This is a genomic window from Pantoea sp. MBD-2R (genome assembly GCF_039134845.1).
Classification (GTDB): Bacteria; Pseudomonadota; Gammaproteobacteria; order Enterobacterales; family Enterobacteriaceae; genus Erwinia.
The window spans coordinates 3,787,183-3,801,298 of sequence record NZ_CP152417.1 but is presented as its reverse complement, the minus strand read 5'-3'; the positions used below and the strand labels follow the sequence as shown (position 1 = coordinate 3,801,298).

At 54.9% G+C, this 14,116-nt stretch carries 10 protein-coding genes; 7 read left to right on the top strand and 3 right to left on the bottom strand.

Annotation, left to right across the window (positions count from 1 at the left end; translation table 11 throughout):
- Positions 1–28 precede the first annotated feature (28 nt).
- A complete protein-coding gene (locus AAGQ96_RS17375) occupies positions 29–652 on the bottom strand; it encodes a serine protease (RefSeq protein ID WP_147199657.1) in 624 nt (207 codons plus the stop codon).
- 483 nt (positions 653–1,135) lie between these two features.
- Here AAGQ96_RS17375 and AAGQ96_RS17370 point away from each other — a divergent pair, with 483 nt between their 5' ends.
- Positions 1,136–2,299: an MFS transporter gene (locus tag AAGQ96_RS17370; protein WP_342754157.1), complete on the top strand. Its 1,164-nt coding sequence runs from the start codon at positions 1,136–1,138 to the stop codon at positions 2,297–2,299.
- Here AAGQ96_RS17370 and AAGQ96_RS17365 read toward each other — a convergent pair.
- Positions 2,296–3,216, bottom strand: coding sequence for a LysR family transcriptional regulator (locus tag AAGQ96_RS17365; RefSeq protein ID WP_342754156.1), 921 nt, complete (start codon positions 3,214–3,216; stop codon positions 2,296–2,298). The two genes, AAGQ96_RS17370 and AAGQ96_RS17365, sit on opposite strands and share 4 nt — an antisense overlap.
- A 123-nt stretch (positions 3,217–3,339) precedes the next feature.
- On the opposite strand from AAGQ96_RS17365, the gene lysA reads away from it, so the two are divergent.
- Positions 3,340–4,593 (top strand): diaminopimelate decarboxylase, encoded by a 1,254-nt coding sequence (gene lysA, locus AAGQ96_RS17360; protein WP_342754155.1) that lies wholly within the window; start codon positions 3,340–3,342, stop codon positions 4,591–4,593.
- 24 nt (positions 4,594–4,617) lie between these two features.
- Here lysA and galR read toward each other — a convergent pair whose 3' ends face one another.
- Positions 4,618–5,637, bottom strand: coding sequence for an HTH-type transcriptional regulator GalR (gene galR / locus AAGQ96_RS17355; RefSeq protein ID WP_147199653.1), 1,020 nt, complete (start codon positions 5,635–5,637; stop codon positions 4,618–4,620).
- Positions 5,638–5,879: 242 nt separating this feature from the next.
- On the opposite strand from galR, the gene AAGQ96_RS17350 reads away from it, so the two are divergent.
- From AAGQ96_RS17350 to AAGQ96_RS17330, 5 genes are all read left to right on the top strand, one after another.
- Positions 5,880–8,144 (top strand): molybdopterin guanine dinucleotide-containing S/N-oxide reductase, encoded by a 2,265-nt coding sequence (locus tag AAGQ96_RS17350; RefSeq protein WP_342754154.1) that lies wholly within the window; start codon positions 5,880–5,882, stop codon positions 8,142–8,144.
- A 66-nt stretch (positions 8,145–8,210) separates the two neighbouring features.
- A complete protein-coding gene (locus tag AAGQ96_RS17345; RefSeq protein ID WP_147199651.1) occupies positions 8,211–8,408 on the top strand; it encodes a hypothetical protein in 198 nt (65 codons plus the stop codon).
- Positions 8,377–8,853 (top strand): hypothetical protein, encoded by a 477-nt coding sequence (locus AAGQ96_RS17340; RefSeq protein WP_342754152.1) that lies wholly within the window; start codon positions 8,377–8,379, stop codon positions 8,851–8,853. The genes AAGQ96_RS17345 and AAGQ96_RS17340 overlap by 32 nt, the downstream gene beginning before the upstream one ends.
- Before the next feature lie 371 nt (positions 8,854–9,224).
- Positions 9,225–10,946 carry a penicillin-binding transpeptidase domain-containing protein gene (locus AAGQ96_RS17335; protein WP_342754151.1) on the top strand — a complete coding sequence of 574 codons (1,722 nt, stop codon included), beginning with the start codon at positions 9,225–9,227 and terminating at the stop codon, positions 10,944–10,946.
- Positions 10,947–11,191: 245 nt separating this feature from the next.
- Positions 11,192–14,065 carry an autotransporter domain-containing protein gene (locus tag AAGQ96_RS17330; protein ID WP_342754150.1) on the top strand — a complete coding sequence of 958 codons (2,874 nt, stop codon included), beginning with the start codon at positions 11,192–11,194 and terminating at the stop codon, positions 14,063–14,065.
- Positions 14,066–14,116 lie beyond the last annotated feature (51 nt).

The following is a 14,116-nucleotide window of genomic DNA, read 5'->3' as shown; positions in this document are numbered from 1 at the left end:
CGTTTTCACGTGGGGTTTTTTTTGACGACTATGATTTTATCGCCTCATTCAGCCAGTCTTTAAAGCGAGCATAGGGAACGTAGAGCGACACGTTCTTGTACAATGTCTTGCCCGTTTTGATGTCGTTGATACGGCTGGAATAGCCTACAATCACGCCGCCTATCGAATCATCCGAAGCGTTATAAACCGCGCCGCCCGACATGCCTTTAACCACGCCAGCGTCAGAAGCCACCACCACGCAGCTCAGTTTGTTGTAGCCGTTATTCAGCCCGGTATTAACCAGGTTGGTGCCGCTTGACGCCACCGGCATCGCTGAAATAAAGCTGTAGCCATACAGGTTGATCTTGTCCCCCATATGGCCGTTGCGAAACTGCGGGGCAGGGATATTGCCGTTGTTATGGTACACCACCGCTAAATCGCACTCGGGGTGCCAGGATTTAACGCGATAAAGTGAATATTTTGCGACGTGAGCCGCCGTCAGGCTGTATTGCGAAGTCAGTGGGATCGTGGTGCCTAAAGTCCCCACGCCCAGTACGGTCGGGATACCGGTCACTGTCATATCAACACGTTTTTCCGCTTCGCTGCTGTACTCATATTTTCCTACTGAGCATCCGGAAACCAGCAGGGCCAGCAGACAGATAGCAAGTCGCATCTTTACTCCTCGGTAATGAATCGATCAGGCACAGCACAATTAACGCCCGTTGAATCCTTCATCGAGGTATCGGCTAACACGTATGAAACTTTATGTATTTAACATGACAACAGGTTTCTTGATTATCAGATAATTGATAATTTTCCGTAATATATCGCGACCCGTATCGCCTGATACTTAACCATAAGCGTCACAAAAGTGCGTAAAATAAAATCAAGTATAGCCAGGCGTGGGAGGAGGGAGAGTGCAGACAAATCAGGGTAATGGCGATTTTTGCAGAGTTAAGTGCAATTTTCGGCGAGTTTATTGCTTTTTTCGCAATAGTGCTTTGCCAGCCTTGTACTGTAAGTTATTGAGCAACTGTGATTTAATAATATTTGTGATCTGAATCAAAATTTACCATTTGTAATACTTTACCAACCTTGATCGATCCTGGGGCATTTTAGCGCTGGGAGAACGATCGTTTTTTTTGGAGAGTGAGAAATGCCTGTTTCTTTACTGGCGTTGGCGTTAAGCGCGTTCGCTATCGGTACCACAGAGTTTGTCATTATGGGCCTGTTGCCCCAGGTGGCAGGCGACCTGCGGGTCTCGATTCCCTCAGCTGGCTGGTTAATCAGCGGCTATGCGCTTGGCGTGGCAATCGGCGCGCCGATCATGGCATTACTCACGGCAAAACTGCCGCGCAAACGCACGTTGATTCTGCTGATGTCCATTTTTATTATCGGCAACCTGCTTTGTGCGCTGGCTTACAGCTACAACCTGTTAATGATAGCCAGGATAATCACCGCGCTGTGTCACGGTGCCTTTTTCGGCATTGGTTCCGTGGTCGCGGCAAGTCTGGTTGCACCAGGCAAGCAGGCCTCTGCGGTGGCGCTGATGTTTACCGGTTTAACGTTGGCTAACGTGCTGGGCGTGCCGCTCGGCACCTGGTTTGGGCAGCTGTTTGGCTGGCGTGCCACTTTCTGGGGGGTGGCGGTGATTGGCGTGCTCGCCTTTATTGCTTTAATTGTCAGCCTGCCCACCAATCGTGACGAGAAGCCGGTGAACCTGGCAAGCGAAATCGGTGCGCTGGCAAACGGCAAGCTCTGGCTGTCACTGCTGATGACGGTTTTCTTTGCCGCCGCGATGTTTGCGCTGTTCAGCTATATCGCACCGCTACTACTACAGGTAACGGGCATGAGCGATAAGGGTGTGAGCTGGACGCTGTTCCTGATTGGCGGCGGACTGACGGTCGGCAATATTCTGGGCGGGAAACTGGCGGACTGGAAAGTCTCTTTCAGCCTGATCCTCAGCTTTTCGCTGATTGCGGTGTTTTCGCTGCTTTTCAGCTGGACCAGCCATGCGCTGTGGCTGGCGGAGGTGACGCTTTTCCTCTGGGCGATGGCCACTTTTGCTACCGTGCCCGGCTTGCAGATCAACGTGGTTCGTCACGGCAAAGATGCGCCGAACCTGGTTTCCACGCTTAATATCTCCGCGTTTAACATTGGTAATGCCTTTGGTGCCTGGGCTGGCGGCGCGGTGATTGCCGGCGGCTATGGCCTGACTTCCGTGCCGGTTGCTGCCGCGGTGCTGGCGGTGGCCGGTTTGCTTGTCTGCCTGCTAACTTTCCGTCGCGCTGGCGGCAAACCTCAACCCGCTCGCGCTTAATGTAATAACGTCTGAAGGCGCTGGTTGAACAGGCTGATGTGCTGCTGCAAATGCGTGCTGAATGCCTCAACCAGCGCGGAAGAAGGGCGATGCCGTGGGCGGATCAAACTCACGGTAAAAGGCACATCAATGCTGAAGCGGCGGATTACCACGCCGCTGCTGGCATAATCCAGCGCGGTGAGCGGATTAACGATCGACACGCCGACGCCCGCTCTGACCATGGCGCAAACCGACGCCGCGCTGTGCGTTTCCATGACCATTCTGCGTTGAACGCCATGTTCATTGAACAGCTGATCCAGCAGTTGCCGGTAGCTGTCGGTGCGCGACAGGCTGATATAGTTTTGTCCGGCAAAATCCTGTGGCGTCAGGCTGGTTTTTTCAGCCAGGTGATGATCCTGCGGAAGAACGCAAACTTCATTTCCGGTAAACAGCTCGGTACGCTCAGTGCCCGCTGGGGTATGGCTGGTTTCGATTAACCCTAAATCGTAGCGCTGCGCCGACAGCCACTCCTCCAGCAGGGGGGATTCCTGAGGAATAATATTCAGGCTGACGTCCGGGTAGTGCTGTAAAAAAGGCTGGCAGAGTAACGGCAGCAGCGACTGTGAAAATACCGGCAGGCAGGCAACGGAGAGTTCACCCTGTTTGAACTGCCGTAGTCCTTCCGCCGCACTGATGATCCTGTCCAGGCCATACCACGAACGCTGCACCTCTTCAAAAAGATGCAGGCCCTGAACGGTAGGTTGCAGGCGGCCACGCACCCGATCGAACAGCTTCAGGCCCGCCAGCTTTTCGAAGCGAGCCAGCTCGCGGCTGACGGTTGGCTGCGACGTTTGCAGCATTGCAGCGGCTTCGGTCAGATTACCGGTGGCGATTACCGCATGAAAGATCTCAATATGTCGCAGCGTGATGCCAGCCATAATAGTTCCTGAGGGCGAAAAACGATTATCCATATCATGAATGAATAGACTGCGCTAAAACAGATATTTTCAATCCGTTTTCCGCCGTGGCGTAATAGCGCTATTCATCTCAGGAGAATTTTCATGCCACGGCCTCTTAACAACACTGAAACCGCGCTGACCCGCGACAACCTTTTATCTTTAGCACGGCAGTATGGCGGCCCGGTTTGGGCTTACGACGCGGCGGTTATCAACGAGCGCATCGCTCAGCTTCAGCAGTTTGACGTGGTGCGTTTCGCGCAGAAAGCCTGTTCAAATATTCACATTCTGCGGCTGATGAAGGCGGCAGGCGTAAAGGTGGATTCAGTGTCCCTTGGTGAGATTGAGCGCGCGCTGGTGGCCGGTTTCCAGCCTGGCGGAGATGAAATCGTGTTTACCGCAGACGTGCTGGATACGCCAACACTGGCTCGCCTGGCGGAACTGCAAATCCCGGTCAATGCGGGTTCAGTTGATATGCTGCACCAGCTGGGTCAGGTTTCAGCCGGCCATTCGGTCTGGCTGCGGGTCAATCCAGGTTTTGGTCACGGACACAGCCAAAAAACCAATACCGGCGGCGAAAACAGCAAGCACGGCATCTGGCATGGCGATCTGGCGTTAGCGCTGGAAGCTATTCAGCGCTATCAGCTGAAGCTGGCAGGCATTCATATGCATATCGGTTCGGGCGTGGATTATGGGCATTTGCAGCAGGTTTGCGAAGCGATGGTCAATCTGGTGGTGAACTTCGGTCAGGATTTGGAGGCGATATCAGCCGGCGGTGGCCTGTCGATTCCATATCACTTTGGCGAAGAATCTATTGATACTGAACACTATTTTGGCCTGTGGGATGCTGCTCGCCAGCGCATTGCACGGCATCTGGGACATGCGGTGAAGCTGGAAATCGAACCTGGCCGTTTCCTTGTTGCCGAATCGGGCGTGCTAATTTCTCAGGTAAGAGCCGTCAAGAACATGGGAAGCCGTCATTTTGTGCTGGTTGACGCAGGTTTTAACGACCTGATGCGTCCGGCAATGTATGGCAGCTACCATCACATCTCTGCGATTGCGGGAGATGGGCGCGAGTTGGAAGGCGACGATACCGTAGACTGCGTGGTGGCGGGGCCACTGTGCGAATCCGGCGACGTCTTTACCCAGCTGGAAGGCGGAAAAGTGGAAACGCGTGCGCTGCCAAAGGTGAAACCTGGCGACTATCTGGTATTCCACGATACCGGCGCTTATGGCGCATCGATGTCTTCAAACTACAACAGCCGGCCGCTGCTGCCGGAGGTGCTGTTTGAAAATGGCGAGCCGCGTCAGATCCGTCGTGCGCAAACCGTGCAGGAACTGCTGGCGCTGGAAATGTAACGGCTTACCCGGTGCGGCAGCGCTTTACGACTCTGTCCGCACCAGGCCGGGCGCGCCGACGGAATGACGACGTACCAGCGTCGGGCTGAACATGTTGGTCACCTCGGGCAGCGGCTGATTATTTGCCAGGGCCAGGGCCAATTCTGCGGCCTGCTGAGCCATGGTGACAATCGGGTAGCGTACCGTGGTCAGTCGGGGGCGCACGTAGCGCGAAACCAGCACATCATCAAAGCCAATCAGCGACATCTCTTCCGGCACGTTGATGCCGTTATCACTCAATACCGCCAGTGCGCCAGCTGCCATCGAATCGTTATAACAGGCGACAGCGGTAAAAGGTTTGCCGCGTCCAAGCAGCTCGGTCATCGCCTGCTCGCCGCCGATTTCATCCGGCTCGCCCAGGGCGACCAGCCGATCGTTACAGGGCAGGTTATGCTCCCGCAGCGCATCGTAATAGCCTTGCAGGCGATCTTCCGCATCGGAAATCGGGTGGGTCGAACAGATAAAGGCAATATTTTGATGGCCCTGCTGGATCAAATGGCGGGTCGCCAGCCAGGCACCGTAGCGGTCATCGAGCGCGATACAGCGTTTTTCAAAGCCGGGCAGCAGGCGGTTAATCAGCACCATGCCGGGGATCTGCTTCATGAGCGGCACCAGATCGGCATCGGGGATTTTTTTGGTATGCACCACCAGCGCGCCGCAGCGATGGCGAATGAGCTGTTCAATAACCTGACGCTCTTTCTGCTCCTGATGGTAGCCGTTGCCAATCAGTAAAAAGTTGCCGGTTTCATAGGCGACCTGTTCAACGGCTTTCACCATGGCGCCAAAAAAGGGATCGGAAACATCACCGACAACCAGCCCCATGGTTTCCGTAGACTGCTGGGCCAGCGCACGCGCATTGGCATTTGGATGATACTGTAGCTGTTCCATTGCGCTGTTAACGGCCAGTCGTGACGCCTCGCTGGCCTTCGGCGAGTTATTGATAACACGTGAGACCGTTGCGACAGAAACGCCAGAAAGCCTGGCAACATCCTTAATGGTGGCCATAGGTCTAATGCCTTCAAGGGTAATCGTTTACATTGTGCTTAAGTGTTGCGGAATTTTCCTGCTACTTCAAGCACACAGAATGTCATCCCTGTCGCAAAGCAGGTGAAAACAACCCTTGTCGACAGGAACAGCTCGTTAATAACACCGTGGGCTTTCAGGTCAGCACCGATGGAGTTGCTAAATCACGCGTAAAAAATGGTAATCTGAGGATCCAGAAAAAATAACACCTGCCGGATCGTCCGATGACCATAAAAAAAGTGCCGCACCTCGCCCATTGGGGCGCCTTCACCGCCGTTGTTGAAGATGGCAAACTCTTACGCTGTGAACCTTTCTTCGCCGATCGCGATCCGTCGCCAATGCTGAACAGCATTCCTGAACTGGTCTATTCGGACAAGCGTATCCGGCAGCCGATGGTGCGCCGCTCATGGCTTAAATCGCGAGAAAAAAGCGACCGTACGCTGCGTGGACGTGAAGATTTTGTGGCGGTGGACTGGGAGACTGCACTGGATCTGGTCGCGGAAGAAAACCGCCGGGTGCGCGATCGTTATGGCGCGGAAGGGATTTTTAACGGCTCTTACGGCTGGTCTTCGGCGGGAAGGGTAAACCACGCGCGTACGCTGGTTCGCCGCTTCTATTCTGCTGGCGGCGGCGGCATCGATCAGCTGGGAAATTACAGCTGGGGGGCCGCACAGTTTTTCCTGCCTTATGTTATCGGCACCTATATGCCGCTAACCGGACGCGTCACCGACTGGCCGAGCGTGGTGGAACATTGTGAAGTGTTTGTCGCTTTTGGCGGTCTGGCGCTGAAAAATGGACAGGTCGCTTCCGGTGGGGCAGGCCAGCACAGCCTGAAACCTGCGCTGCTTGAACTGGCCGCGAAGGGAACGCCGGTCATTAATATCAGCCCGATGCGGGATGACTGCCCGGAATTTGTTAACGCCGAATGGATCCCGATCCGGCCAAATACCGACGTGGCGCTGATGCTGGCGCTGGGGTTTGAAGTTGAGCGGCTTGGCGCGGCCGATCGCGCTTTCCTCCATTCTCACTGCACCGGCTATCCGCAGCTGCGCGGCTATCTGCTGGGCGAAACTGACGGCATCGCGAAAACGCCGCAGTGGGCCAGCGACATTACCGGCATTCCGGCAGCGCGGATTGAACTGCTGGCGAAGCAGCTGATTGGCAAACGCAGCTTTATGACCTGTTCCTATTCGGTTCAGCGCGCGCATCGCGGCGAGCAGCCTTACTGGATGATGATCGCGCTCTCCTCAATGCTGGGTCAGCCTGGTTTGCCGGGCGCAGGGTTCTCGTTCGGCCATGGTTCGATGAACAGCGTAGGAAATCCGCGTATTGAAGGCCCGGCACCGCTGATGTCTGCCGGGGTGAATCCTGTTGCCGACCGGGCGATCCCGGTGGCGCGTATCAGCGATATGCTGCTTAATCCAGGCGCGCCCTACAGCTTCCAGGGGCAAACTCACACCTATCCTGATATTCATCTAATCCACTGGGCTGGCGGTAATCCGTTCCACCACCATCAGCAGCTTAACCGGCTGGTAGAAGGCTGGCAGCGTCCGGATACGGTTATCGTTCAGGACATTGTCTGGACGCCTGCCGCACAGATGGCCGATATCGTGTTACCGGTGACAACGACGCTGGAGCGTAACGACATTGGCGGATCGTCCCGCGACCGTTTCGTGCTGGCCATGCATCAGGCAATTAAGCCTCAGCACCAGGCACGTAATGATTTTGATATTTTTGCCGATCTTGCCGACCGACTGGGCTATCGCGAAGTCTTTACGGAAAACCGCAATGAAGCACAGTGGATTGAGCATTTGTATCAACAGTGTGCGACAGCGCATCAGCTCAAAGGCCTGCACTGGCCTGATTTCGACAGCTTCTGGAAAGAAGGTTACGTAGAAATTCCCGAGCCGGAAAAGCCGTATGTCTTTATGGAGGCGTTTCGTCAGGATCCGGCAGCAAATCCGATCCAAACCGCCAGCGGCAAAATCGAACTGTTTAGCGAAACGATTAAAGGCTATCAGCTGGCCGACTTTGCCCCGCACCCGGAGTGGCAGCCGCCCGTTGAATGGCTTGGTGCGGATATCAGCCAGCGCTTCCCGCTGCATATGATCTCTATCCAGCCCGGCGACCGTCTGCACAGCCAGATGGATGCGACGCCATCGGTGCAGGCAAATAAAACGGCAGGGCACGAGACGCTATGGATGCATCCGCAGGATGCTAAGCCGCGCGGTATTGCCGATGGCGATGTCATTGACGTCAGTAACGATCGAGGCCGCATGCGGGCAGGCGTCCGGCTTACCGAAGGCGTCAGCCCGAGCGTGGTGCTGATTGCTACCGGCGCCTGGTTTGATCCTGGCTTTGGCAAAGCGTGGCAGCCTTACGATCGCGCAGGGAACCCAAACGTCCTTACGCTAGATATCGGCACATCTTCTCTGACGCAGGGGCCTAACGCGATGAGCTGCCTGGTAGAAATAAAAAAGGTTTTCTAAAAAGTTAGCCTCTTTTAACTCTTTGTCCCTGTGATATGCTTGATGGATAAATGAACAGGGGGATGTATGAAAAGTACACCAGTCAATGCCGAGAATCTCTCAAACATGTTAACCAAAGCTCGCAAAGCGGGCTCCGTGCGGATTGCAGGCGGCTCCTATGATGAGCGTCGCGCGCAGTTCATTAAAGATGTCATGAGCATGGAAGACGCTCACAGGTTTGAAGGAACAAACCATGGCCAGAAGAAAAAGGATTGCGCACGTTGAAACCAGTGCCTTATTTCAGGCAATCAGTAATGAGTATGGTTTTGATAGCGAGGTCGTGCTTTCATATTATCAGGATATCGATGATCTCCAGCAGTTATGGGAAAAGAATCATGAAGTCTGGGTCTATTCTCAGGGTGAAAAGCATCAATATGGTTGGGTAAAAGAGTCCCACATCAAAGGTGATGGAACGCTTGTTTCTTTCTACATTGGCCTGCACCACACGCGAGTCATGGACGATGATGAAGAAAATGATCCGCTATTGGTTATTTCATTTGAGGAACGCCAGGGGTTGGTCGATCCCGTGCTTATGATTCTTACCATGATTGATCATGCCGATATGTTTGGTGCACTGGGTCCAGCAAAACACAATATGCAACAAATGCGCCTCATCAACCAAAAGTTGGATAATTTGCTAAAAGGCAAATTTTCTGATGACAAAAGCTAATTAGCCTCCAGCCTGAAAAGTTGCAAAACCGTAGTCTAATCACATGGCTGGTTACATTTTGCGGGTAACTGTTGCGAATAGGCGCTGGCGAGCCGCCTCGTCAGATTGCTACAGTTTAAGTCCCAGAGGTATTGATGGGTGAACATCAAAAAGTTTTTACTTTGTTTCACCGACCTGCGCAGATGCGCAGGTTTTTTTTATCTCAATCTCCGGCTGTCCGCTAACTTTCTGAATTAATTATCTGCATCAGGTTTGTCGACCGTCATAAAACCGCCAGTAATCACGATCTGAAACACAGTTTCTCTGTCATCATCACCGCATTTTTTGTATAACTCCCCGACAGTTATCCTCCAGCCATTAATAGAAGAGCTATGCCCCGCTTAAAGAAATCACTGGCCAAAGACCAGGCAAAAACGCCATTCCATCCTGTTCGCTTTCGTCTTATTTGCTTAGGGGTATTTGGCTGTCTGGTGCTGCTGCTGGCATGGGTAGGGGATTTACAGCTTATCAACCATCCGATGCTGGAAAAGCAGGCGGATGAACGCTCACTGCGTACCGTTACGCTACCGACCAATCGCGGTACGTTGCTGGATCGTAATGGCGAAGCGCTGGCGCTGAGCGTGCCTTCGCGCGACATCATTGCCGATCCCCAGCGGGTACTGGAAGCGCATCCCGACTTCACCAGTGCAAAATGGGAATATCTGGCGAACGCGCTCGACCAGCGCCCTGAGCAGCTGGCTCAGCAGATCAATGCGAATCCTCACCGTCGCTTTCTCTACCTGGGGCATAAAATTGAGCTGGGGATCGCGAAAGATATTTCTCAGCTGCATCTGGCCGGCATTTCTACCGTTTACGACGACAGCCGCTTTTATCCCATGAGTGAAGCGACCGCGCCGCTGATCGGCATCGTCGGCGCAGACAACACCGGACTGAACGGGCTGGAAAAAGGCTTTGATAAAGTATTGCAGGGCACGCCGGGCGAAGAAAAATACCGCCAGGATGCTCATGGCAACATTATTGCGATGATCAATTACGAGCCGCCTCGCCAGCCGCCGACCGTGCAGCTGAGCATCGACAAATTCGACCAGTACACCATGTACAGCAAACTCCGCGACGGCGTATTGCTGAACAAAGCGGACTCTGGTGCGGCGGTATTGGTTAAAATCGATACCGGTGAAATTTTGGGGATGGCCTCTTACCCTTCGTACAACCCAAATAACTTTGTCAACGTTTCGCCTGCCCAGATGCGTAATGCGGCAATCAACGACAGCTATGAACCGGGATCCACCGTTAAGCCGCTGGTGGTCATGGAAGGGCTGAACCGTAAACTGGTTCGCCCGGATTCGGTGCTGGACACCACGCCGTATCGCGTTAACGGGCATTTAATCCGTGACGTAGGCCACTGGCCGCGCCTGACCATGACCGGTATTTTGCAAAAATCGAGTGATATCGGCGTCTCGCATATCGCTCTGGCGATGCCCGCAGAAGTGCTGGTGAACACTTTCCACTCCTTTGGCCTCGGAAAACCCACCGGTTTGGGGCTGACGGGCGAAAGCGTTGGTTACTTCCCGCTGCACCGCGAGCGCTGGGCCGACATTGAACGCGCGACGTTCTCGTTTGGTTACGGCTTGCGCGTCACGCCGTTACAGATTGCTCGTGAATATGCCACGCTTGGCTCATTCGGCGTTTACCGGCCGCTCTCCATCACTAAAGTGACGCCTCCGGTAATCGGAACGCGCGTGGCAGACGAAGATAACGTGCGCTCGGTAGTACATATGATGGAAAGTGATGCGTTGCCCGGCGGCAGTGGCGTGCGTGCGGCGGTGCCCGGCTATCGGTTAGCGATTAAAACCGGTACGGCGGAAAAAATGGGTGCCAGCGGTAAATATGACGGCGGCTATATCAACTACACCGCTGGCGTCGCGCCAGCCAGTAACCCTCAGGTCGCGTTGGTGATTATGATTAACCATCCCACCGCAGGCGATCACTTCGGCGGGTCGGTAGCCGCACCGGTATTCGGCAACATCATCGGTCCGGTACTAAAGCATATGAATATTGCGCCAGATGCGCTTTATGCCACGCATAGCGGCTGACTTCACCAACAGCAAGCTGTTTATCCAAACCCACGGCTCGCGTGGGTTTTTTTTTGAACCTCTTACCTCGCCATTCCACCTTTAACCGCTAAACATCCCTAAAAACCCGCGGCTGTTCCCGCGATCGAAAACATCCGCTACTGTTAAATTAATCTTATCTGTTTCCCGCGTAATGGGATCTAAACTGTATCTGTCAAAGCATGGATGGCTCTGTTTTTCCGCTATTGCGATTTAAGAGGATCATCGTGCGAATTCATCAATCTGTTCCTGTACATTCATTTAATCATCCTTTGTCGTTGCTGGCCGTTTTAATCGCTACGCTTCTGCTGAACGGCTGTGGCGGCGGCGGTGGCGGCGGTGGCAGTAATAACGACAGCGAGACTGTTACCCCAACACCCACAACACCTACCACGCCAACAGCCCCAACAACGCCAGTAACCACAACGACACCGGTAGCAACGACGCCGACAACCAACGTGGTGACGTACGGCAAAGTAAAAGTCGGGATCGTTGACTCAGGGCTGGCAGCTGGTCGGTCGGATATCAACTACGACAACGTACATTTTACTTCTTACCTGTCCGGCGGCAGTCAGACCCTGAATGATAATGGCGGAAGCGCCGGACACGGCACCGTGGTTGCCCTGGCGCTGGCGGGTATTGCCAGTGGGAGCTATACCGGAGGCGTTGCGCCAGACAGTGATTTATGGATCGCCCAGGCTTCCAGCAACAATCTTTTTTATTATTCCGATACGCAGAAGGCGATCGCGGGCCTGCTGAACAGCGGGGTAAAAATTATCAATATGTCCTACGCCTCCAGCGAGCGTCTGACCAGCGCAGCAGCACTGGAAAGCGCGCGTACCAGCGGGCGCTACGATCTGCTGCGTGACAGCCTGAGCAGCATCGTGCAGGCGAACGCGCTTGGCGTAGTGGTCACCGGTAACGGCGGGACGTCCACGCCTTCACCGAACGCGCAGGTGCCGCTGATTTATAACGATCCCAGCTTGCAAAAGGGGCTGATTGCCGTCACCGGCTATATTCCAGGCTATACCGTAGCGCAGGGCAGTCGTCCCCCTGAGCTGTGGGTTTTTGATGCCTGTGGCGATGCTGCCGCCTGGTGTCTGGCGGCGCCGGGTTATGCCGATTATCTACAGGATGATGGAACGCTGGCCCGTGAATATGGCACTTCTTTCGCCGCGCCGCGCGTGGCCGGAGTGGCATCAAGAGTGTCGGCACAGTTCCCGTGGATGACCGGTTACAACCTCCAGCAAACGCTGTTAACCACGGCGACTTACCACACCGATGCCGTAGCGGGCGTGGCGGCGGACACGGCCAATGGACGTCCTTATAACGACACCTTTGGCTGGGGGGATGTCAATGTCGATAAAGCGCTGAAGGGGCCGGGCATGTTTTACGGCGCTGATTTTACCGCTGCGCTGACCTGGGGCAGTTACACCTTCGCTAACGATATCAGCGGCGACGGTGGGTTAATCGTTAGCGGTGACAGCGACGCGGGCGGCGTACTGACGCTGACCGGCAACAATACCTACACCGGGTCTACCCGAGTGCAAAGCAACAGCCTGTATATTGACGGAACCGTGGCCAGCGATGTGCAGGTTACAGGCAGCGGTCTGTTGGCCGGTAAAGGTATTATTGGCGGCAACCTGAGCAACCAGGGAACGGTGGTCACCACGTCCGCCGGTGGCCTGCATGTTGTTGGCAGCTATCAGCAGAGTGCCGACGGAACGCTGCGGATCACGCTCTCCCAGCCGTTGACGGTTGCGGGGCCAGCCATGCTGAATGGCGCATTGCAGGTCTATCTGCCTTCTGACACCTATATTGTGCAAACCAGCGAATCGCTGTTGCAGAGCACGCAGGGGATCAGCGGGCAGTTTTCCAGCGTAGATACTGGCGTATTCCTGACCGGCTCGGTGAATTACAGCGCTAACAGCGTCAACGGTAGCTTCCAGCGCGTGAATACCGTCACGGCGGCAGAAGCGGCAGGGCTGACCGGGGCGGCAACCCTGAAAAGCGCCGCAAACGTTGAACAGGCGCTACGGGTTGCGGACAGCCTGTCGACTCAGACAGCGCGATCGGCACAACAGGATGAGCTGTTATCAGCCGCCGCTGCGTTTCAACAAATTGGCAGCAGCGCAGAAGCCGGTGCCACGCTGGACTCGCTTTCCGGTCAGGCGCATTCCAGCGGTAATGCGATCCTTTTCAACAGCCTTGATTATCAGAACCAGTTGTTGAATAACCGCCTCGATCCGGCACAGCAGAAGCCTTACGGCATGTGGGCGGAAACCGGCACGCTGCATGGCGATCTGCAACAGGACGGCTATCTGGGAAGCCACTATCGTATTAATACCACCGCAATCGGCGTTGACAGCGACTTCGACGTCACCGGCCTGAGACTGGGCGCTGCCGTGACGGACAGCGAAATCAGAGCCAGCTATGACGGCAGCGGCGGCAACAGCAGCAACAGCTTGCAGGGCGTGATGTTCTACGGTCAGTACGCCGTGACGCCAGAATGGATTTGGCAGGGCAACCTGAGCTATCAGCATGGCGATACGGAACTTAACCGTGTTCTGCTGCTCAATGGCATTCAGGCTACCTCGTCAGATACGCGCAACGACAGCTGGCAGGCACTGGTCAAAACGGGCTATCGCTGGTCGCTGAACGATCGCCTGACGCTGGAGCCCTATGCCGGAATGAAGCTGAGCCAGCTCTATACCGGCGGCTTTAACGATGATGGCAGCGCATTGGGTCTGGAAGGCGACAGCGCCCGTTACAGCCGTACTGTAGGGATGAGCGGGCTCAACCTTAGCGCACCGCTATTAGAGGTGGGTCAGTGGTGGTCGATGCTGTCGGTTTATGGCGAACATCAGCACGCGTTTACCAATCCATCCATGGACGTCACTGCCCGCTGGGTGGGAACGGGCGATGAAGGCGAGCGTTTTGCTATCCCCGGCATGATGCTCGACCAGGATTCCCAGTGGTACGGGATGAGGCTGGACGTGGGCAAAGCCAAAGATGCCCGCCTGTTCCTGCGCATGGATAAACATGTGGCGGATAAAGGCGACGAATCGGTGTTCCGTGGTGGTGTGGATATCGCGTTTTGATTACGTCTACTGATTAAATCCTGGCCGGGAGGTCAGGGTTTTTTCCGCTGT